A 21,907-nucleotide genomic window follows, 5' to 3' on the forward strand; every position below is an offset into this window, starting at 1 on the left:
GTAGCGAGTAGCGAGTAGCGAAATTATGTAGGGTTGGCGTTTAGCGTCAACCCTTTTTGTTTCTGTGTATCTAAGAAATGTTAAGCACTTAGCTCTTGGATTTGAGCAACAATCGCTTTTAATCCATTGCCGCGAGATGGGCTTAGATGGGTAATTAAACCGATTTGTTCAAAGTATCCATCGATATCGAACGCTTGAATCTGCTCTGATGTTTTTCCATCATACGCAGCCATCACTAATGCAATCAGACCGCGAACGATACGCGCATCAGAATCAGCACAAAAGCGCCAAACACCGTCGATATTTTGAGAAACCAACCACACTTGGCTTTCACAACCAGATACGACAACCTGTTCACTTTTCAGTTCATCAGGCATGCTAGGCAGTTTCTTACCCCACTGAATCACCTGGCGATAACGATCTTCCCAGCCGCTGAAAGTCTGCATTTTTGCGACAATATCATCACTGGTAATTTCTTTGCCGAATGGAAAGCTTGGGAATGTGGTCATTTTAATATCCAGTCGATTGTTAATTGAGAAGAAGACGTTACTTAGCGTGCTTTTGAACGATCTTTTCTACGATACGTGAAACCGCCACAAAACCAAAGGTAGCCGTGACAACCGTTGCTGCACCAAAACCCGTCGCACAATCCATGCGTTTTGGACCTTCTGCGGTTGCTTTCGCAGCACATACACTGCCGTCGGCTTGAGGGTATTTAAGTTGCTCAGTCGAGAACACACAATCGATACCAAACTTACGCGCTGGATTCTTAGGGAAATTATGATGACGACGCAATGTGTCTTTCAATTTCTTCGCTAACGGATCTTGAATCGTTTTAGTCAGATCAGCCACTTTGATTTGAGTCGGATCGATTTGTCCACCCGCGCCACCGGTGGTGATCACTTTAATTTTGTTGCTACGGCAATACGCCAACAGCGAAGCCTTAGCTTTCATGCTATCAATCGCATCGAGCACAAAGTCGAACTCTTTCGATAGGTATTCAGCCTGATTATCTGGCCCGATAAAGTCATCAATCAGGTTCACTTTACACTCAGGGTTAATCAGCTTAACGCGCTCTGCCATCACTTCGATTTTGCTCTTGCCAACCGTACCCGACATAGCGTGGATCTGACGGTTGATGTTCGTCACGCACACATCATCCATATCGATCAATGTCAGCTCACCTAAACCAGTACGAGCAAGCGCTTCAACCGCCCATGAACCGACACCGCCAATACCGATCACACACACGTGTGCTGCTCTAAGTATGTCGACTTCACTATTGCCATACAGGCGACGAGTGCCACCAAATCGTTGGTCATAGTTTTCTGAAGCTGGAGTGGTCAATTCACGCATTGTTGCCGCCAATTTATTTCTGAGAAAAAGAAAAGAGTGCGTTTTATACGCACTCTTGAATTAAAAGTCTAGGGGATTAGCGATTCGCTTTCAATGCCCCATTTTATTGTTGTTTACTCGACCTTTTCAGGAGGCAAAGCCCAAGGCGCTTCGGTTGCGCTGCCATCTAGACCCAGCTTCCACACCCGACCAAAATGCTTGTAATGACCCGCTTCAGTTCCTGCTCGTGGGCCCATACCATGGTAGAGGTCCAAATGGTTTTGCTTAACCGCACCACCGGTATCTAAAACCAATAGTAGTCTTAGTTGGTGCGCGCCGCTCCAAGTACCATCAGCATTCAGTAACGGAACCTCAGCCAGGATAGGTGTTCCCATTGGTAAGATAGAGCGATCGCCCGCTACCGCCGCCATCGGTAATAAAGGAATGCCAGCACTTCCCATTACGGATAGATCATCTCTCGCGCTAAAGAAGACGAAAGATGGGTTTTGCTCAAGCAGTTCTTTTACCACTTCAGGATCGTTTGCCAAGACCCACTCTTTGATAGCTTTCAATGACATTTTTTCGCGTGGCACTAAACCTCTTTCGATCAAAACACGGCCAATACTCACGTAAGCTTTATTGTTCTTACCCGCGTATGCAAAATACTGCAGCGTGTCATCATCTCCGAAATGCACAAAGCCGCTGCCCTGTACTTCCATCATAAATGGGTCGATACGGTTTGCTGAATAACCTAACTCAAGACCTTGGCCTTCTAATGCACCGTTGTAGATCTCTTCGCGTGTTGGACACTCTTTATCACACTCTGGAAGCCCATAAACAGGGAATCGGTATTCTTCGTTTGCTTCATGTCGCAGTTCCATTACAGGAGAAAAGTAACCCGTGAATAAAACATTACCTTGTTTATCACCACCACCTAATTGAGCAGTTTGAACACCAAAATTCGCTAGCTCGCTCGGCTCTCCACTCAGCACCGCCCATTCATTGAGTTGCTGATAAAGCGGCTCATAGATTTTAGCCATCGAAGGGGATTTAGAAACCACCATCTCAGCTTGCTCTGCAAATGCGGTGAAGTCTCTTGGTTTATTAGATTCAACCAAATCGACCTTATTTAAGGTTCGGGGAAATTCACCATCAAGGTGTTGTTGGGCAAGATCAGTGGGTTGAGCACAGCCAAATAAGAAAGAGGCAGCAACAAGGGGAAGCCATTTTTTAATCACAAGAGTCATCCTAAATATTCTATGCATCGAGGATGACAAAAACGATCAGATAACACAATCTTAGATTGTAAATGTTTACAGTAAGATAACCTATCGAACTGAGTTATCGATATAACCTTTGAGGCGAAAGACTGGATTATAGTGATTATCCGATACAAGCATCATTTCTGTTTTATCAGAATTCGTTAGGCGAAAGTGATACGTTTTATTACCTGCCTTATATTCGAAGTACTTGCCATCAAAATCAAAATGAGTCGACACAACAGAGCCTCGTACTGACACACCATTTTCACTCAGCACAAACTCGTCCGCAGCATAACGAGCGACAGCTTGCTCGACCCAAGTTCCATATATTTGACTATTAGGTGTTATCGCATCTTGCACTCTATAAAACACATCGGCGAACAAGGAAGCGACGGCAAACGAACCCACCAAAGCTAAAACCATTAAACTGCGTTCAATGAGCTTACGTCTCAATTTAGGTTTGTTGCGCTGCTCTGCTCCACTGTAGAGACCTTTTGCGAGCTCATCAATCTTACTCTTTCTTACTGGATTTTTTTGCATTCGTTTACGACTCATAAGGATGCTGTACGCATTGTACACTGAGACAGTTTATAAAACGAAGCCTAGATGAGAATAGTTTGCGCTTCATTCCAAAAAGTTGTTGTTCAGATTTGAATTTAAATGCTAAATTATCGAATAAATAAACAAGGAAGACTTATTCTGTGAAATTAAGAAGTACAGCGCTAGTCAAAGGCTTTAGGCAATCGACCCCTTATGTAAATGCTCACCGTGGTAAAACCATGGTGATTATGTTGGGAGGTGAAGCCGTTGCCGATAGAAACTTTGGCAATATTATTAGTGATATAGCCCTGCTTCATAGCCTTGGGGTTAAGATTGTTCTCGTTCATGGGGCAAGACCACAGATCAACCAACTGTTAGAGAAGCAAGACTGCCATACGCCTTACCATAAAAATATTAGAGTCACAGATGAATATTCTTTAGGTGTTGCAATGCAGGCGGCTGGACAACTGCAACTTGCGATCACCGCTCGCCTTTCAATGAGTTTGAACAACACTCCAATGGCGGGCACTCAACTGAACGTCATGAGCGGTAACTTTATTACCGCTCAACCCTTAGGCGTCGATGATGGCACAGATTACTGCCACAGCGGACGCATTCGTCGAATAGACATCGAAGGGATCAATCGCACCCTTGACCAAGGTTCCATCGTCCTTCTTGGGCCTATTGCCAGTTCAGTCACTGGCGAAAGCTTTAACCTGCTTTCGGAAGAGGTCGCGACACAAGTTGCTATCCGTTTGAAAGCCGACAAACTGATTGGCTTTTGTTCTGAGCAAGGGGTGACTGATCAAAACGGTAATGTACTCGCCGAACTCTTCCCTAAAGACGCCAAGCAAATTCTTGAACGCTTAACGGAATCCCAGAACCCCGCCGAAGACATGAGCACCGGAACACTGCGCTTCTTGAAAGGAGCGATCTCCGCTTGCCGAGCAGGCGTGCCTCGTTGTCACTTGATCAGCTACAAAGTCGATGGCGCATTGATCCAAGAGCTATTCTCTTTTGATGGTATTGGAACCCAAGTGGTCATGGCGAGTGCCGAACAAGTCAGACAAGCTCAGATTGATGACATCGGTGGTATCTTTGACCTCATTCGCCCTCTTGAAGAACAAGGCATTCTTGTTCGTCGCTCAAGAGAGCAGTTAGAACAAGAAGTCCATCGTTTTACTATCATCGAAAAAGACGGTCTGATCATTGGTTGCGCTGCGCTGTACGCTTATCCAGAAGATCACATGGCAGAGATGGCCTGCGTGGCAATTCACCCTGACTACCGAGATGGAAACCGTGGGCAGTTACTGCTTGATTACATGCGTCATCAGTCCAAATCTCGTGATATCGACCAAATCTTTGTTCTTACCACACACAGCCTTCATTGGTTCCGTGAACAGGGTTTTTATGAGATTACTGTTGATGAATTACCAATGGAAAAGCAAGGTCTGTACAACTATCAAAGGAATTCCAAGATCTTAGCGTTAAATGTGTAAATTAAATTTGGAGTAAAATCTCACTTTTATGAGGAATTCATTGCAAATGTAATCGTTTCTCATGTGATATTTATTAAATATGCACTTTCATTCACAGCTATAATTGTATAGAATTTGCACGCTTTATGAATATCGACAAGCGTTTTTATTGGAATGCCGCCGAATGTTTAACCTATGACATTTAGGTGGTCACTGCACGGATTGCTATACCCGTTAACGATCAGCATGCTAGTAGTCAGTCTGCTCGTTAATATAAACAGCAAAAGAGCAACATTGATATGAGAACCATTGTTTGTAACTCGCTGCAAAGTTTTTGGGATATGGCTGATAACCAATTCTTAGAAGGGTTAGACGTACACTGCGTGTTCCCTGTGAGCGAAAATCTAAAAGAGTTTATTTTGAATTGCCAACCAAAATACAAGATAAACCATATATCGTTTACTCGAGCGTTTTTGGGTACTGATTCCTGATAGCGTTCAGAGCAACCACGGATGGTTGCTTTGTGTATACGATTTACCCTGCTATTTCGTAGTTTTACTTCCAGCAACACCTCCACTAAAACCACTGACCGTCAGTTAGTTAATCGACTTCCTAAACCACTCACTCGCTCTGTTTTCACCTTAATCCCACGCTTCAACACATTTGTGTCGCTGAGCATCATCAGTCGTTTCTTAGCACGTGTAATACCGGTATAGATAAGCTCTCGCGTTAAAATAGGGCTGAAGTCTGGCGGTAAGATCATTAAGGTCAGATCAAACTCACTGCCTTGAGATTTGTGTATCGTCATCGCATAAGCGGTCTCATGATCGGGGACTCTGCTTGGAAGCACGGCTTTCACACTGCCATCGGGCAACTCAAAATACACCTTCAGTCTAGGTGTGGAATTCGCACTATTTGACTCTAAAGTCGTTGAATCGGCTTCGAGCATACAGATACCAATATCACCATTGTACAAACCTAAACCATGATCATTACGCGTCACCATGACTGGTCGCCCGTGATACCACAGTTCATCATTATGAGGGCTCACCAAACGTCTTGCGGCAAGCGCCCTTTCGATTCTGTGGTTGAGGCCTTTAACACCAAAATCCCCTTCACGAATAGAACACAGTAATCGACACTGGCTAAACAAATCGAGAACCGATTTCGCTCTCGCTTCTTGAGTTTCTAGCTCTTCCAATGGCACATTCATTCGGTTCAGATACGCACCATATTCATTGACTAAAGTACGTAGCATCAAATTATAGCTGTCACTCGACAGGGGATGATTTTCGATATCCTCAAACCCTTTGCCGAACACTTGATCTACTTGATTTGCAGAGCCGTTATTGATCGCCTTTGCCAACTGCCCGATACCTGAACGTGCATCAAAACGGTAACTCTTCTGCAGCATACACAAGCTATCTGCAATCGCAGGAGGGTTAATCGATCCTGTTTTGACTTGTCTTGGTTTAGCTATCGCATCAAAGCCTGTCATTTCAGCAATCAAGTTACCTTGCGCTGTGCTGTAGCCTGTAGAGTTAAACGAGCAGATATCACCCAACACAGCACCTGCCTCTACTGAAGCGAGCTGGTCTTTATCACCAAGCAGAATCAACCTTGCGTGTTCAGGGAGTGCATCCACCAGCTTATACATCATGGATAAGTCGACCATCGATGCTTCATCCACTACCAAGATATCAAGGTGAAGTGGATTACGTCGGTTATGTCTAAATTCCGCTCGATTAGGAATCGCGCCGAGTAACCTATGTAAAGTACTGGATTCAGTCGGTATGTTGGCCTTTACCTCAGGTGCTAATGGCAGCTGCTCAATCGCTTTACCAATCGACTCAGTTAAACGTGCTGCCGCTTTACCTGTCGGTGCCACTAGCTTGATCGTCGGTGTTTTACCTTGGCTTAGCGATTGCTCGACCATAGCCGAAAGTAACTTAGTTACCGTGGTCGTTTTACCGGTGCCCGGTCCGCCAGAAATAACAGCAAAACGTCGACTTAACGCCACCGCTGCCGCGACCTTTTGCCAATTCAAACAGACAGATAACGGCACGAGGCTATCCAGCGCATCTAAATCTGTCACTTGCTTGGCTTGAACAATCACTTGGTCTATCGCACCCCAATCCAAAACATGTTCGTCGACAATATCTAGATGGTCACACACCAGTTGTTGGCGTAATACCTGAGACGTTTGTTGGTTTGCTTCAGCCTTGGCTAAGGCATTAAACAGAAAATGGTAACTGCGTGCGAATAACTGATTCAACGTTTCGGTTAGCGCTTTTTTCTGCTCAGAGTTGAACTCTACTGGCTTACTTAAACGGTTTAAGGTCTCAGCCAACACAACTTCGTAGTTCCAATAACGCTGTAAGTAGACACGCTGTCCATCAAACATCAGCGGCTTAACACAATCATTGGTCGTACCCACTAAGTTAGATGATTGCAGAACAGTAGCCCAATCAATACCTAGCAATTTTTGGTTCAGTTGCAGTGCCGTCTCACCATACAAACCAAGTAACTGAGCAAGATCCGCCGTTTGCTCATGGCCTGCCGTATGCTGCTGTATAAGCTGAGTACAAATATGCCCCTTGCCCAACTCATGGCTCACCAACCCAGCGAGAAAACCGATCTCTTGAGAGTGACTCGTCGCTTGCTGCGCAATAAAACGGGCAAATTGATAATCCAACTGACGAATCGAGCCCTTATCCGCAAGGAACTTGAGTACATCCATGAGCTGCTCAGGGATAAGTGAAACTGGCTTTACAGAATTCGCTGTTTCTATGCTGGTATTAGTGGTCGTCGTTGTCATTATAGAAGCCCCATCTGTCCAGTTTCATCGTCATTCAATTGCGCTGAACGTCTGTCTATCACTTTACCGTCAATCAATTGATCCATTTCATCGAGCAAAGCCAATGTAGGTTTCGCCGAGAAAATACCTTGTTGAGATTGGCCGTCCATTCCTCTTAAAAACAAGTAATAAACGCCACCGAAATGTTGTTCATAACTGTAATCCGCAACACGGCTGCGTAAGAAGCGATGTAATGCCAACGCATAGATTTGATATTGCAGATCGTAGCGGTGGTCTGCCATCGCCGATTTTAATGCTTCTCCATGGTAGACGGCAACGTCATCACCTAAATGGTTCGATTTCCAGTCGAGCACATAGTATTTACCTTGGTGCTCGAACACCAAATCGATGAAGCCTTTCAACATGCCTTGCACGGTTTGGAAACCTAGGTCGCCCGCTTTAGCCGACAACGGGTCATGATATTGAATGGTTTGATTCAATTCCGATGCGGCAAGCACTTCGATCGGTAGTAAGAATTCCATCTCAACTAAGCGTTGCGTTGAGTCTTTCTCGCTTAGCTTTAAGTTCTTACCATCCAGCGCGGTGTTCAGCACCGTATCGACCAGTTGTTGAAGCACAGGTAACCACTCTAGTTCGTATTGCTCTGACTCTAATAGGTGAGTGATTACTTGCGTGTTATGTTCGCTGGTTGCTGGCTCGGTAAATTCAACATCCTCAAACAAGGTATGTAAGAAGGTACCTGGACGAGCGCCACGAGGGAAGGTGAATATAGAACGTTCAGGTTCAATCAATTCCGACTCGTCTTGTTCATCAGCCGAGTCAATATCGAAACCAGACACCTCAATAGTCGCGTCATGACTTGAGCCGTGACTGCCTTGTTTTACAAGCCCCGAGTAACTGGTGATTCGCCAAGCTCGGTCAATTGAAGCTTTAAGTTCACTTGCATGTAAGTCTTCACTCACTTGCTCTGTCTGTACAAAAACGTGCTCGTGAGCAGTCGGAGTTTCAGACAGTAATACGCTTGAATTCTTACCCTCAATCGCTGACAAAGCTTGATTCAACTCAGCAATACCTTGCTCTTGTCCGTTTTGAACCAAGTAGCCCATGGCACTCAAATGAACGCCGGTCGGCTCTTTGGTTGAACGCCCTTTACGTAGCGGTGCCATGCCAATGAAACATCCATAAACCGCACGAGTAAGCGCCACATAAATCAAACGTAAGTCTTCCGCCAATCGCTCTTTATCGGCTTGCGCTAAGGCACTATCACTGCCCGTAATATCAAGCACTGTAGTATCTGAGTCGTGATCGTAGAACTTACCTTCACTCGCTTCACGATAACTCGCCACGAACGGCAGGAATACTAGGTCATATTCCAAACCTTTCGATTTATGAATAGTGACGATTTGAACTAAGTTTCTCTCTGATTCAAGGCGTTGAATGTCATCTTCACTGCCACCTAAACCATTTTGCGCATCTGATATCGCTTCTGCTAGCCAACGTAACAAACCATAGTCGCTGTCGAGCTCCTGCCTAGCTTGTTGCAACAGTTCGCCAATGTGCATCAAATCAGTGAGTGAGCGCTCACCATTTTCTTCTTCCAGTAAGCGTTCCGCGAGATGTCGTTTACTGATCACGCTGCGAAGCATTGGTAATACGCCACGTTGCAGCCACAACTTACGATATTCTCTAAACTCGTTAACGACGTTTTCCCACACCACTTCATCGTTGTTGAGTTCATCCAATGATGCGGCATCCAGAGCAAACAATTCCGACGCTAAACTGGCACGTAATGCTCGGTCATTTTCAGGTGTCAGCACCGCCTGCAACAAACGTTGAATATCTTGTGCAACCAAGCTGGTGAACACGCTATCTCGGTTAGACAAATACACACTCGCAATGCCTTGTTCCGACAACGCGTTCTTAATCAGGCGACCTTCACTACCGGTTCGAACCAAGACAGCAATATCACCCGCATTCACGGCATGTTGTTTTTTGCCGTTATCAAAATAGGCTTGTTGGTTTTGAGAAGCGGTCAGAATGGTTTGAATTTGACTCGCTGTCGCCTCGGCCATGGCTTTGTGATATTCGCCTTTCGGTAAGGGCTTATCTTCCGCTTCTTGTAGCCAAAAGGTCAGTGCATGCTGGGTTTCTCCGTTCATCACCCATTGGCGTTTGTCAGCCGATGGACTGGCTGCGACGGGCAAAAATGGAATGTCTTGGTCGTAGATAAACGGGCTATCCGAATTCATAAACACTTGGTTTACCGCGCTGACCATATCAGCACTCGAACGCCAGTTAGTGCCTAACGTATAGTGAGCACTAACTTGGTTTCTCGCCTTGATATAGGTAAAGATATCTGCGCCACGGAAGCCATAAATAGCCTGCTTTGGGTCACCGATCATAAACAAGCCGCACTGCGGATTATCGAGATAGATTCGGCTAAAAATACTGTATTGCAGCGGATCGGTATCTTGGAATTCATCAATCATCGCCACTGGGTATAAGGTGCGGATTCTCTCCACCAGCAGTGATTGCTCATCCACATCAATCGACGCGGATAACTGGGTCAGCAAATCATCAAACGATAACCACTGCTTCTGCTGTTTAGCCTTAGCTAACATGGTTCGACAATGAGTAATCGCATGCGCCAGCAATGGAGCTTTTAGATTTGCAGGAGAGTTTAAGAAATTCTCAATAGCCTCAAACACAGCGTGCTGTGGAGCAGTGCCTTTCGGTGTTTTTTCAATCAGAGTAGCTTGAGAGAACTTCTCTAATTTATCTGGGAACTGGTAATCATGGGTGTCGCTCTGCGCCCATGCTGTTACCGCTTCTAACCAAGTCGGCAAAGACTTCTTGGTGTAGCTGCGCTTGTTCACATCTGAACCTGAAATCAAAGCCAAAAAGTCCGCTTCAGATTCACACCACAACGCCTTAAGTTGCTTCACTTTATCTAGGTTTTGATTGTGCAGAGTTTGCAAGTCACCCGACATTGCTTCCACAGTTAGCTTTAGTGGAGAACCCGTCAGGTAGCGATTTACGTCAGCCAATAACGAAGCGGGAGAGCCCCAAATATTTCGCACTTCACCCGCCAGTTGAATTGGCAGCGGGTAAAACTGCTTACGCCAATAGTCGGCGACCACTTGTGCTTTTAGGTGGCTTTCATCGGTCACAAATTCATTATCAAAACGGCTTCCTGACTCGAAGGCATTTTGAGTCAACATACGCTGACAGAAACCGTGAATGGTGTATACCGCCGCCTCATCCATTTGTCTTTCAGCGTTAAGCAAAGTTTTCGCAGCACCAGCATGATCATCAATGGCTTGTAACAAAGGAGCAATCACTGGATCGTCACTTTGCCCACGTGCAAACGCGATACGTGCATCATGGATTCGAGCACGGATACGATCTCGCAGCTCTGCCGTTGCCGCTTCAGTAAAGGTCACCACCAAGATTTGGTCTACGGTTAACGGCTCATGGTGTCGAGTGGCTTCAGTCAGGTCGCCTTGTGGAGCGGCCGTGCCGTGCCCGAGCAGTAGGCGCAAGTACAAGCCAGCGATGGTAAATGTTTTACCCGTACCCGCTGATGCTTCAATTAAACGCGCGCCATGAAGTGGAAACGTCATGGTATCGAGTGTCTGTGGAGTGATTACCTGAACACTGCTTGTGGTCGTCATGCCTTACTGCCTTTTGATAGATGAGTCTGTTAAAAATGTGACTATTGCTATAAATGTGACCTAGCGTGGAAAACGTCATTCAATTTACGTCCTACGCTGATTTGTTAATAGTTAGTGCGATCTCTCTCACGGATCAATTCAGATCGCCTCGCTACTATGCGCCCACGAGTTCAGGTGCGCGTACGAGTTTTATACTCATGCGTTACTTTGAACCACAGAATAATGGTCCCTCTGACCTGTGGCCGTACAGCGAACGCCCTACACTAATAATGATTTACTGGCGGCCACTTTATTTCCTGTACTTTGCTTCTCTTCACCTTGAAAGCAGGTATCCCAAATGCTGACCAGCGACTCTCTTTCGTTTTTCATTAATTCAGCGCACTCGCTATTGATCTTGTCGATCACAACCACTTACTCCTGATCTTCCAGATCGGCAGCAGCCAACCTTGCCGCCTGTAACACAAGCGTTGAATACATACGCGACTCAACAGCCAGCTCATCGTCCCACTTAGGCCAAATACGTGAGATGTAAGTATCTCTCCCCTCACCCGTAAAGGCGAAGCTGTCATTAAAGGTATCGGCCATTTTCTTGAGCGACTTTTCTTCGTCATCGACCCACTTACCACGGCTAAAGCCCGCTTCAACACCAGCCAATGCGGTTTTCGGGAAATAAGGCAATGGTGCAGTCATGCCTTGATAAAACAGTCGCACTAATTCAGCCAACAAGCTCTTCACCTGCTGCGCATCGCCGATAGGCTGTAGCGTCTGGTGAACAACGCCCTCTTTTCTGTCATAGCCAATAATATGGGTCGTTTTCCCGTGTCCCATCACTGCGCAACATAAATGATCGATCCATGCTGCTAAGTAATCTTGAGAGCGTATTTTGCCGCTACGGAAACGCACTAGACCTGATTGGTAGTTTTGAGTTAACCAACCCATCAAGCGAACAGGTTTGCCTTCGCCTAACACATCAAATTCGATATTCACTTCGAGATCTTGTTGCGGTGATCCGCTCACAAATCGAATCTCTTTAGCTAAGTCTTCCGCTTGAACACGGTTGGTTTCAAACTCGATATCACCAAAGGCGCCAACCGGTAATCGGCCCTGTGCTTTTTGCTCAGAGACAAACAGTCGCACTGCTTCGTCTGCGCCTTCAGGGTGGTCTAGCAGCACTTGCAGCAAAGCATCCTTAAGTTGGAAACTCTCTAAACCATTAAGTACAAATGGCTCATCGTCTTCCATCACAGGAAGTGGCGGCTCAAATACCACTTTTAGGCGGCGATTAAAGAAGTACTGCACTGGCAAACGCCAAAAACGCTGTAACTCAACCAAATCGAGTTCTAACGGGTACGTCGCACCCAACAAATAGTCATCCAATGCACGATTGAATTCACCACTGCGTTCACCGGTACGGTTAGCCGCTGGAAGCCACTCTTTGGCGTAACTCAGCACATGGCTCGCATCACCTTGAGTAAACGCAGCAGGGCTGAACGGTGTCATGGTGTGTTCAAAGCTGATCGCTTGAGTCAGCTTGATGCCTGAATCATCACTTGGTAAGGCTTGATCGTCACTCAAACAGTAGTTCTGTTGGCAGTATTCAATCAACTCTGAAACCAATACCGATGGCACTCGCTCAGTATTATCCTTAATCGAACGGCCGACATAGCTGATGTACAAACACTCTTGTGCTGACATCATCGCCTCTAAGAATAGATAGCGGTCATCATCACGGCGAGAACGATCCCCTGGTCGTGTGCGTCCGTTCATTAGATCAAAACCTTCTGGTGGCATTGAGCGAGGGTAAACACCATCGTTCATTCCCAATAGACAAACGGTTTTGAAAGGAATAGAACGCATCGGCATCAAGGTACAAAAGTTAACTTGGCCTGCTAAAAAACGCTGACTAATACGTGCACCCGATAACTTATTATTGAGGTACTGATAGATAATGCTTGGCGACAACTCTTGTTCATACAAGGCATCATCAAGCTGTTCATTCAGTTGCGAAAGCGCATCACGTATCGACTTAAGCACCACCTCGCCTTCCAGTTCAACCGCAAAGAAATCATCAATCATTTGCAGCAAGATTTCACGCCACATATCGATAGATTGAGTTTCAGTTAAGCGTTGACGGTAATGGGCAATACGATCGATAAAGTGAGCTAACTTACCTGCAAGTTCGGCGTTAATGCCTTGAACTTCGTTATAAGCGGCAATCGGAGAGTGTTCAGTTTCAAACAAACCTGCAGAGTCTGACATCGCATAACCCAATAGCATGCGCTGAATGCCGAATAGCCAAGTATTTTGCTCGGTCGCAGGTAAATCAAATTCTGTCGCCGTTGAAGCATCGACACCCCAACGGATACCCGCTTCTTCAACCCATTGCTTGGCTTGCTCGAATTGAAACTCGTCAATACCAAAGCGTGCCATCATCGCAGGAATTTCTAACAGCTCTAGCAACTCAGAAGCTAGACAGCGCGTGTTTGGTAGCGCGACTAACTGCATGAAGGCGGTCAGAATTGGGCTTTCTTGGTCTGCGGTTCTATCAGAGATCGAGTAAGGGATATAACGCTCACCCGGTGCATTACCAAATACCGCCTGAATCGCTGGGCTATAAGCATTAATGTCAGACACCATCACGATGATATCGCGTGGTTTCAGAGTCGGGTTGGTATCAAACATCGCCAACAACTGATCATGAAGGACTTCAACCTCACGCATTGGGCTATGACACGCATGTACGGTTAGAGAGCGATCGCCAAGTTCAACAACCTGTTTATGGTTACTGGAATCTAATATGTGGTCGTCTTGATGTTCTTCTAACTGGAGAATATCGGCTTGCAGTTGATGCAATAGGTTATCTCTCTCAACATCAATAAAGAACTCATGCTCTTCGCAGTCTGATTGAGATAGTAAAAACAGGTTATCTCTGCCCAGTTTCCCCATAGACGCAAGTAAACTATTACCCACGGCTTGGCTGGTATGCAGTTCGTCTTCAATATTAGCTTCAATGCCATCTTTCAATGGTGAAGTTTCACCCTCCAATTTAGGTAAACCATCAACCAACACAAACTGCTTACGACGCTGGGCTTCAACTCTTGCCAAATATTTACGGTCGCGAATATCGCCCCAGTAATGTTGGCAAGGGTTGGTAAACATCAAGTGCACATCAATCTGCTCACCGAGTGCTTTCAACGCATCCATGTAACGAGGAGGCAACGAAGAGATACCAAACACAAATAAGCGTTTAGGCAGATGTTGCAATTTACCTTGTTGATTAGCTAGCGCTTCAATGAAGTCGTGGTACAAGTTCCCACGGTGGTATTTTGATTGGCCTTGAGACAGGGTTTGCTCATAGAGTGCTTGCCACAAAATCGGTTGCCAAGGGTGAGCTTGCTGCCCTTCATCATCGACCAATTCAGCAACGGGCTCTCCCGCTTCCCACATCGCCATCCATTCAGGTCGATACACCAAGTAGCCATCGAAGATATCGGCAATTTTCTCTGCCAATTGGTACAGCTTCGAATCATCTTCGTCGTTTTCAAGGTAGCGTTGTAGAGGTAAAAAATCAGGGTGGTCAAGCTTAGCGGGTAGCAAACTCATCAGCTTCCATGTCATCGCTTCCTTGTTAAAAGCACTGCGTTTAGGTACATCAGGAAGCACTTGGGTAAACATATCCCAAATGAAGGTTGCTGGAAGTGGGAAATCGATATTTGCTGCTACGCCAAACTCTTTGGCGAGTTCCATCTTAAGCCATTGAGACATGCCTGGGCTCTGAACCAAGATCTGCTCTTTTTCGAAAGGATTGGCCAAAGGGTCACTTTTAATTAAGTGAACGAGAAGGATTTTTAAAGTATCGACTTTATTGGAATGGTAAACAGTAAACAAAGTGCACTCACGCTAATCTTGCCACAATATAAAGCCAGATTAGCATAAGTGCCGTGTTTGGATTAGGAATATAAGCTTATGAAATACTGAAAACTTAAGGTCCGTTTATCTTTTGAACTATTGCTTCTTACAATCTACTGCCTACCGCACTTAGAACACGGTGAGGTTTGTAATTCATGTAATAACGAACCGCCACATAACCCACTACAAACGTTGCCACAATCAATTCTAGATACGCTAGGTTGAAGACTTGATCCACATAGTGAGTTTCCACACCAACAGTTTGCATCCAAGCCGCCAATTTGAATAGCGCCGTTGCACCAATCACGATTGGGAATGTAAACGCCGCATAGCCAGGGCTGAATGGCAGACGAAGTAGTTTGAAAAACGCGATGTAGATAATAAACGTCATCAACACTGCAATGCCAAAGAGTAACCCAATGATCACTGGCGAAGGATTTGCCGTCACCGTTAGGTAGCCAGCTAAAGATAGACTTGCTGGTGCCGCCATAATCGCAATCGTTGGTTTTGCTGCGTCAGGCACTTCGTGAGAGAAGATCAAGCGGTAAACCATTATTGGTAGCATTACCGCATAAACCAATAAGCCAAAGACTAAAGTCGCGTGAGCAACGGGCTCTAAGATCGGGTTACCTGAAAAAGAAACGTCTGCCACGATAATACCGATTGGTGGCACAAACCAGCTTGGCACCATGTGGTGAATCTCAAAGTTTTTAGCTCTGTGGTATAAGAAGCTCACCAAGAACACGACATGTAACGCTACCGAAGCGAGCCACACAGCTTCTTGTAAGAATTGAGAGATTGGAGCCAACGAAGCAGACACCACCATACAACCCATTGCGAATGTGGGTACAACACTGCCGACAACAGGGTGAGCAAGATCTGCACGTAATAAGTGGCCGTGAATCAAAAATTTCACAGCTAAAACAAGAAGCAATACCGCCGCAATACCAGCACTGACCCACTGCACCAAACCCGGTGTGTGCAAAATACCTTGTGCGACTAAAACACCATCCCAACACCAGCCTAAACTTGCAATTGCGAGTGCTAACCCTGCCATGGGAGTTGGAGCTCCTGTTAATCTATATTTAATACGTTGAATCATGTCAGCCTCTCTTAAACTTAATTCACTAAACTTGTGAACTCATCAGCTTGTTGAAGCCATAATACGCTTGCGCTTCGTTAAACAATATCCAATTATATATAACAAATGTTCATTAATACTGAACGATACCTTTCCACCAGCAGCGTAAAACTAGGAACCTGATGGCTAATATTTCAATCAAACAACTCAAAGTGTTTGTCACTATTACCCAGCATTCGACATTGACCGCAGCCTCTGAGGCTCTGTTTCTGTCTAAGGCCGCTGTCAGCATGGCGCTAGGCGAAATGGAGAAACAACTCGGTCACTCTCTATTTGACCGGGTTAATAACCGATTAATTCTCAATCAAGAAGGACAAAAGCTTCTTCCTTTGGCGGATGAGATATTACATCGTGCTGCTGGTATTGATGTTTTGTTCCGTGACGACCAGCCTTTAAGTGGCAATCTAAAGGTCGGTGCGAGTGACACAATTGGTAATCAGGTCGCACCGTTTATTCTGTCTGGCTTTCGCGAGCTAACTCAGCATCAAGATCAGAGCTTATTCATTTCAAACAGTGCGCTGATCTGCCAAAAGTTGGTGGATTATGAACTGGATATCGCGTTAATTGAAGGAAAAACACTCCATCCGGAGTTGATCTCTAGCCAGTTCAGTAGCGATGAAATGTGTATTATTGTTAGTAATCAACACCCTCTCAATTCAAAAGAAAAAGTGATTTTAAGCGATTTAGAAGATAGTCATTGGATTTTACGTGAGTCTGGTTCAGGCACTCGCGAGTTTTTCCTTCGTGCCGTCGCACCGCGTATCGAACACTGGTATGAATCCTTTGAACTCAACACCACCGAGGCGATCATCAATTCAGTTTCTGCCAATCTTGGATTCGCGTGTTTATCACGACTGGCGGCGCAACGAGCAATTGACTCAGGCCGAGTGAAAGCACTCGATGTCCCACTCGACATGAAACGACGTTTCTGGATGCTGGTACACAAAGACAAATACCAGAGCCCGCTGCTGAAATCTTTCATGAGTTATTGTGAAGACTGGGCTACACATCAAGATTGAGGCCGCATTGTTAGGGCTCCAACTGGACTTTTAACATCAGAAACTGTATAAAAAGCCAGTAAAATTTTATCAAACTTAGAGGATTAACCATGGCTGTTATCGTCAAGTACGTGGTCGAACGCAACGGAGAAGAGAAAATGACTTTTACCTCTAAAGCCGAAGCTGACGCATACGACAAAATGCTGGATATGGCTGATGAGCTTTTTGAACTATTAAGCAAAAGCGATTTAGTTGAAGATGAAGGCAAGCAAGAAGAGCTTGCTATGTACCTAGCGAAGAACAAAGAAGAAGTTCTTTACGCATTAGGTGCTAAGCGTAAACCAGCTCCGAAAAAAGAAAAGAAGCTTGAAGCAGTTGAAGACGCAGAAGAAGATGCCGCTTAATTAGCTGAAGTTTTCTAAAAAACGTCAATAATGTCTCTAATCAGAGCTCGTTATTGGCGTTTTTTTATACTTATCGAAATATAATGAACTCTGTTTATAGTCGAAATCGCTCTAAACATTCGCTTGCACAAAAGTGTGATTAAGATCTAATCTATAGCCATCAGGTGATGGGGTTCCACCTAAGCTTTTGCTTCAACCGCCCGTTCTTTTGAACCGTGCTAATGACTCCTACAGAATCGAAAACAGGTAATACTGTTGGATGTATCGCTACTCCTCCATTTTGGAATGGACTTAGTCTATTAAGACCGAGCTTCATGACACCTTTGGATGATCGATACTCAAGATCTGTAGTGAATTAGCCACACCTCTTCCAACACGTCCTGTTTTCTCAACGCCCTAGGTCTTAAATGGCTCTATCAGTGAGAAAACATTATGCACTACTCTTCAGAAATTCAATCAATGTGCCCTATTCAAAGGGGTGATCTTCACACTTCAGCTCCAATTCCAGTTGAAGGCGCCATGGTTAGCCCAAAAGATGTCATCGCTATTTCTGGTTTAAGCCATGGCGTCGGCACTTGTGCACCACAACAAGGTGCAGCAAAACTAACGCTGAACGTAAAAAACGGCATCATCGAAGAAGCGCTAATCGAAACGATTGGTTGTTCAGGCATGACTCAATCAGCCGCGATGGCAGCCGAAATCCTCACAGGAAGAACCATTCTTGAAGCTCTGAATACTGACTTGGTGTGTGACGCTATTAACGTAGCCATGCGTGAAATCTTTCTGCAATTCGTTTACGGTCGAACTCAATCCGCATTCTCTGAAGGCGGCCTAGAAATTGGCGCAGCATTGGAAGACTTAGGTCAAACACAACGTAGCCAAGTAGGCACCAGCTATTCAACCTCAGCTAAAGGCGTTCGTTACCTAGAGCTTGCAGAAGGCTACGTGACCAAGCTTGCACTTGATGATCACAGCGAAGTGATTGGCTACGAATATCTCAACCTCGGCAAAATGATGAAGGCGATTAACCAAGGCATGCCAGCTAATGAAGCTGCTGACCTTGCGACGGGGACTTATGGTCGCTTCGATGAAGCCGTTACCACCATTAACCCACGCCAACACTAATTTTGCCAATTTAGAGGAAAGATATGATGAACACTCAATTTAATGAATCAGTAACTCGCGTATTGGCAGAAATGAACTTCGACTCTTTAGAGCAAGCGAACCAATACTGTCTATCACACAATGTCGCCCCAAAAGCGCTAGTGATGGATACCCAACCTATTGCTTTCGAAAGCGCTGCCGATGCCTATATCCTTGGCTCAGCACTGGCGCTATTTCGCAAAGCCACCAGCGCAGAACAAGCTGCGAATATCATTGGTGAAGGCCTTCAAGCATTCACCAAACCCGGCAGTGTTGCTGAGCAACGCCAGGTCGGTATTGGCCACGGTGCATTGGCTGCACGTCTTCTAAATGAAGAAAGTCACTGCTTTGCTTTCCTTGCGGGCCATGAATCTTTTGCTGCTGCAGAAGGTGCGATTAAAATCGCACTCAACGTCAACAAATCACGTCACAACCCATTGAAGGTAATACTCAATGGTCTAGGTAAAGATGCGGCTTACTTAATTTCTCGCATCAATGGTTTTACCTATGTTCGCACTCAATACGATTACCAAACAGGTGAGCTTGTTGAAACAGAACGCCGCCGCTTCTCACAAGGCCCTCGCGGAGAGATTTTGTGTTACGGCGCTGATGATGTACGTGAAGGCGTGGCAATCATGCACAGAGAAGAAGTGGATGTGAGTATTACGGGTAACTCAACTAACCCAACGCGCTTCCAACACCCTGTTGCAGGTATCTACAAAGCAGAACGTACTCGCCAAGGTTTACCTTACTTCTCAGTTGCTTCAGGCGGCGGTACAGGTAGAACATTGCACCCAGATAACGTGGCAGCAGGCCCTGCGTCTTACGGCATGACAGATACTATGGGTAGAATGCACGCTGATGCTCAGTTCGCAGGTAGCTCTTCTGTTCCGGCTCACGTGGCAATGATGGGCTTCATCGGTATGGGTAACAACCCAATGGTCGGCGCGACGGTTGCATTGGCTGTAGCAGTAAGCGAATCTCAAAACGCATAACGACAACGTTGAGCGCCACGATCTATCCATAGAATAGAGTCCGTTAACTGAGAAACAAGCAATAACAGACGACCAAAACTCTACACCTATCACTAAAACCAAACAGCCAGCCTTATGCTGGCTGTTTTTTATTCACACTTACTCTACTATCTATTTCTAATAATTATTTGTATTTAACTGCATCTTTTCAAAGGAATAATATGAAAGAGCTCATCATTCATACCATTACTGTGTTCATGGGCTTTTTTGCCATCATGAACCCAATCGCTAATACGCCAATTTTTCTTGGATTAACCGGTGACAATGACAGGGAAACCGTTAAATCTATCGCTTTCCGTTCAGTGTTTATCGCATTCATCATCGTCAGTACTTTTGCACTCTCTGGCAAACTGATCTTTGACCTATTTGGTATCACACTTTACGCACTTCGCATCACAGGCGGCATTTTGGTCTTTTTGATTGGCTTCCACATGCTGCAAGGCGATTCAACACACGCCAAAGCAAAAGAGAAAGTGAACTCAGACGCCCAGAAAGACGCAGCTCTAAGTATCGCCGTCTCACCACTTGCAATGCCAATTCTCGCTGGCCCCGGCACCATTGCCACTGCGATGAACTTTGCCAGTACCGAGGGGGTCTATGAAACCATCATAACCATCGTCGCTTTCGGCCTACTATGTACCCTAACCTATGTCTTATTTGTATTCGGCGAGCGATTTGTTAAAGCTGTCGGACCAAGTGCATTGAACGTGATAACCCGAATGATGGGTTTAATACTCGCCGTTATCGGTATGCAGATGTTGATTGAAGGGATTGAGCAGGCTTATAAAGCGCTATTTATCTAAAGAGTGTTGTTCATTTAAAGAACGTTGGTTATCTAACTTTGATATCAAATTTTGTTGAATTGCATCATTTTCTCATTGCAGAAAACTATCTCCAGAAAGACAAGCAATATCATTTTACAGACTTTATCCCGATGCGCCCTTTCATAACGAGGGCGCTCTCTTTATGATGAACGCAATTAAATTAACTTTGCTAACGGCAGCGCTTGTTATTCGAGCCGCTGTTATGAAATAGCAAAATCAAGACTCAACACATGGAGATTCAACATGGCTTACTTTTCACTAGCCTTCGGTACGGCAACCAAAAACCGCGACAATAAAATCATTGAAGCGTTCTTCCCTAACCCACTTCTAAACCCAAGCGACGCTCTTGTTGCGGCTGTTGGTGAAGTTGCAGGTTACACTGAAGGCAACCAAGCTATCGAAATCTCTGCAGCACAAAGCGCAGAACTCGCGAAAGCATTCGCAGCAAACGACGATGCAGCAAACGCATCTTTCGCAGAAAAAGCAGCAGCATCTGAGCAACCTCTTGTTCTTGTTGTTCTTGCGACTGACGAGAAGCCAGCATCAGTTGCTGAAGGCTTCCTTAAGCTGCAACTGATCTCTAACCGCCTAGTTCAACCACACGGTACGGTACTAGATGGTATCTTCGGTCTACTGCACAACATCGCATGGACTAACGAAGGCCCTATCGATCTTCCTGAGCTGGCTGAGCGTCAAATCGAAGCTCGCCTAGCGGGTCGTGCTCTGTCTGTAGATTGCGTAGACAAGTTCCCTAAAATGGTGGACTACGTAGTACCAACAGGCATTCGTATTGCTGACACTTCTCGTGTTCGTCTTGGCGCACACGTAGGCGAAGGCACAACAGTAATGCACGAAGGTTTCATCAACTTCAATGCTGGTACAACTGGCGTAAGCATGGTTGAAGGTCGTATCTCTGCAGGTGTGGTTGTAGGTAACGGTTCTGATATCGGCGGCGGCGCTTCTATCATGGGTACTCTGTCGGGTGGCGGTACTATGGTTATCTCTATCGGCGAAAACTGCCTACTAGGCGCAAATGCGGGTCTTGGTTTCCCAATGGGCGACCGTTGTACGGTTGAGTCAGGTCTTTACGTGACTGCGGGTACTAAGGTTCGCATGTTAGATAAAGAAGGCAACGAAGTAGAAATCATTAAAGCTCGTGACCTTGCTGGCGTTTCTGATCTTCTGTTCCGTCGTAACTCGATTACTGGCCAAATTGAATGTCTAGCGAACAAGTCAGCTGTTGAACTGAACAGCGAGCTACACAGCAACAACTAATCTACGCACTAGATGCTAAATTACTAGATACTAAAAAACACGAAGCCGCTGGAGGTAAATCCAGCGGCTTTT

General features: G+C 45.5%; 17 protein-coding genes and 1 riboswitch. Of the genes, 8 read left to right on the top strand and 9 right to left on the bottom strand.

Annotation, left to right across the window (positions count from 1 at the left end):
- Positions 1-80: 80 nt before the first annotated feature.
- From csdE to AB4513_RS12920, 4 genes are all read right to left on the bottom strand, one after another.
- Positions 81-509, bottom strand: coding sequence for a cysteine desulfurase sulfur acceptor subunit CsdE (gene csdE / locus AB4513_RS12905; RefSeq protein WP_009848361.1), 429 nt, complete (start codon positions 507-509; stop codon positions 81-83).
- Positions 510-546: 37 nt separating this feature from the next.
- Complete coding sequence (gene tcdA / locus AB4513_RS12910; protein WP_009848360.1) at positions 547-1,356, bottom strand: tRNA cyclic N6-threonylcarbamoyladenosine(37) synthase TcdA; 810 nt, start codon at positions 1,354-1,356, stop codon at positions 547-549.
- Positions 1,357-1,469: 113 nt separating this feature from the next.
- On the bottom strand, positions 1,470-2,582 hold the full coding sequence (gene mltA, locus AB4513_RS12915) for a murein transglycosylase A (RefSeq protein ID WP_009848359.1): 1,113 nt from the start codon (positions 2,580-2,582) through the stop codon (positions 1,470-1,472).
- Between the two features lie 81 nt (positions 2,583-2,663).
- Entirely contained in the window at positions 2,664-3,152 is a 489-nt protein-coding gene (locus AB4513_RS12920; protein ID WP_102258207.1) for a DUF2850 domain-containing protein, read from the bottom strand.
- Positions 3,153-3,298: 146 nt separating this feature from the next.
- On the opposite strand from AB4513_RS12920, the gene argA reads away from it, so the two are divergent.
- Positions 3,299-4,636, top strand: a complete 1,338-nt coding sequence (gene argA / locus AB4513_RS12925) for an amino-acid N-acetyltransferase (protein ID WP_102258208.1) — start codon at positions 3,299-3,301, stop codon at positions 4,634-4,636.
- 278 nt (positions 4,637-4,914) lie between these two features.
- On the top strand, positions 4,915-5,106 hold the full coding sequence (locus AB4513_RS12930; RefSeq protein ID WP_009848356.1) for a hypothetical protein: 192 nt from the start codon (positions 4,915-4,917) through the stop codon (positions 5,104-5,106).
- 101 nt (positions 5,107-5,207) lie between these two features.
- On the opposite strand, the gene recD is transcribed toward AB4513_RS12930, so the two are convergent.
- The 5 genes from recD to AB4513_RS12955 all read right to left on the bottom strand — a co-directional run bounded on the left by recD (position 5,208) and on the right by AB4513_RS12955 (position 16,118).
- On the bottom strand, positions 5,208-7,433 hold the full coding sequence (gene recD / locus AB4513_RS12935; RefSeq protein ID WP_009848355.1) for an exodeoxyribonuclease V subunit alpha: 2,226 nt from the start codon (positions 7,431-7,433) through the stop codon (positions 5,208-5,210).
- Positions 7,433-11,107, bottom strand: a complete 3,675-nt coding sequence (gene recB, locus AB4513_RS12940) for an exodeoxyribonuclease V subunit beta (protein WP_102258209.1) — start codon at positions 11,105-11,107, stop codon at positions 7,433-7,435. The genes recD and recB overlap by 1 nt, the downstream gene beginning before the upstream one ends.
- A 258-nt stretch (positions 11,108-11,365) precedes the next feature.
- The gene (locus tag AB4513_RS12945; protein WP_170962724.1) at positions 11,366-11,512 is read right to left on the bottom strand and encodes a hypothetical protein; all 147 of its coding nucleotides are present in this window, start codon (positions 11,510-11,512) and stop codon (positions 11,366-11,368) included.
- Between the two features lie 6 nt (positions 11,513-11,518).
- Entirely contained in the window at positions 11,519-14,995 is a 3,477-nt protein-coding gene (gene recC, locus AB4513_RS12950) for an exodeoxyribonuclease V subunit gamma (protein ID WP_009848352.1), read from the bottom strand.
- 127 nt (positions 14,996-15,122) lie between these two features.
- A complete protein-coding gene (locus AB4513_RS12955; protein ID WP_032555327.1) occupies positions 15,123-16,118 on the bottom strand; it encodes a TDT family transporter in 996 nt (331 codons plus the stop codon).
- A gap of 161 nt (positions 16,119-16,279) precedes the next feature.
- Here AB4513_RS12955 and AB4513_RS12960 point away from each other — a divergent pair, with 161 nt between their 5' ends.
- The 6 genes from AB4513_RS12960 to dapD all read left to right on the top strand — a co-directional run bounded on the left by AB4513_RS12960 (position 16,280) and on the right by dapD (position 21,835).
- A complete protein-coding gene (locus AB4513_RS12960; protein ID WP_009848350.1) occupies positions 16,280-17,176 on the top strand; it encodes a LysR family transcriptional regulator in 897 nt (298 codons plus the stop codon).
- A gap of 89 nt (positions 17,177-17,265) precedes the next feature.
- Positions 17,266-17,559 carry a YebG family protein gene (locus tag AB4513_RS12965; protein WP_004735185.1) on the top strand — a complete coding sequence of 98 codons (294 nt, stop codon included), beginning with the start codon at positions 17,266-17,268 and terminating at the stop codon, positions 17,557-17,559.
- Between the two features lie 154 nt (positions 17,560-17,713).
- A riboswitch (Fluoride riboswitch) is annotated at positions 17,714-17,797 on the top strand.
- 194 nt (positions 17,798-17,991) lie between these two features.
- Entirely contained in the window at positions 17,992-18,684 is a 693-nt protein-coding gene (locus AB4513_RS12970) for an iron-sulfur cluster assembly scaffold protein (RefSeq protein ID WP_009848349.1), read from the top strand.
- Between the two features lie 23 nt (positions 18,685-18,707).
- Positions 18,708-19,697, top strand: a complete 990-nt coding sequence (locus AB4513_RS12975) for a GGGtGRT protein (protein ID WP_032555326.1) — start codon at positions 18,708-18,710, stop codon at positions 19,695-19,697.
- A 200-nt stretch (positions 19,698-19,897) separates the two neighbouring features.
- Positions 19,898-20,539 carry a MarC family protein gene (locus tag AB4513_RS12980; protein WP_009848347.1) on the top strand — a complete coding sequence of 214 codons (642 nt, stop codon included), beginning with the start codon at positions 19,898-19,900 and terminating at the stop codon, positions 20,537-20,539.
- Positions 20,540-20,803: 264 nt separating this feature from the next.
- Positions 20,804-21,835 carry a 2,3,4,5-tetrahydropyridine-2,6-dicarboxylate N-succinyltransferase gene (dapD, locus tag AB4513_RS12985; protein ID WP_009848346.1) on the top strand — a complete coding sequence of 344 codons (1,032 nt, stop codon included), beginning with the start codon at positions 20,804-20,806 and terminating at the stop codon, positions 21,833-21,835.
- Positions 21,836-21,907 lie beyond the last annotated feature (72 nt).

Origin of the sequence: Vibrio sp. 10N.222.54.E6 (assembly GCF_041473955.1) — a bacterium.
GTDB classification, from domain to species: Bacteria; Pseudomonadota; Gammaproteobacteria; order Enterobacterales; family Vibrionaceae; genus Vibrio; species Vibrio tasmaniensis_A.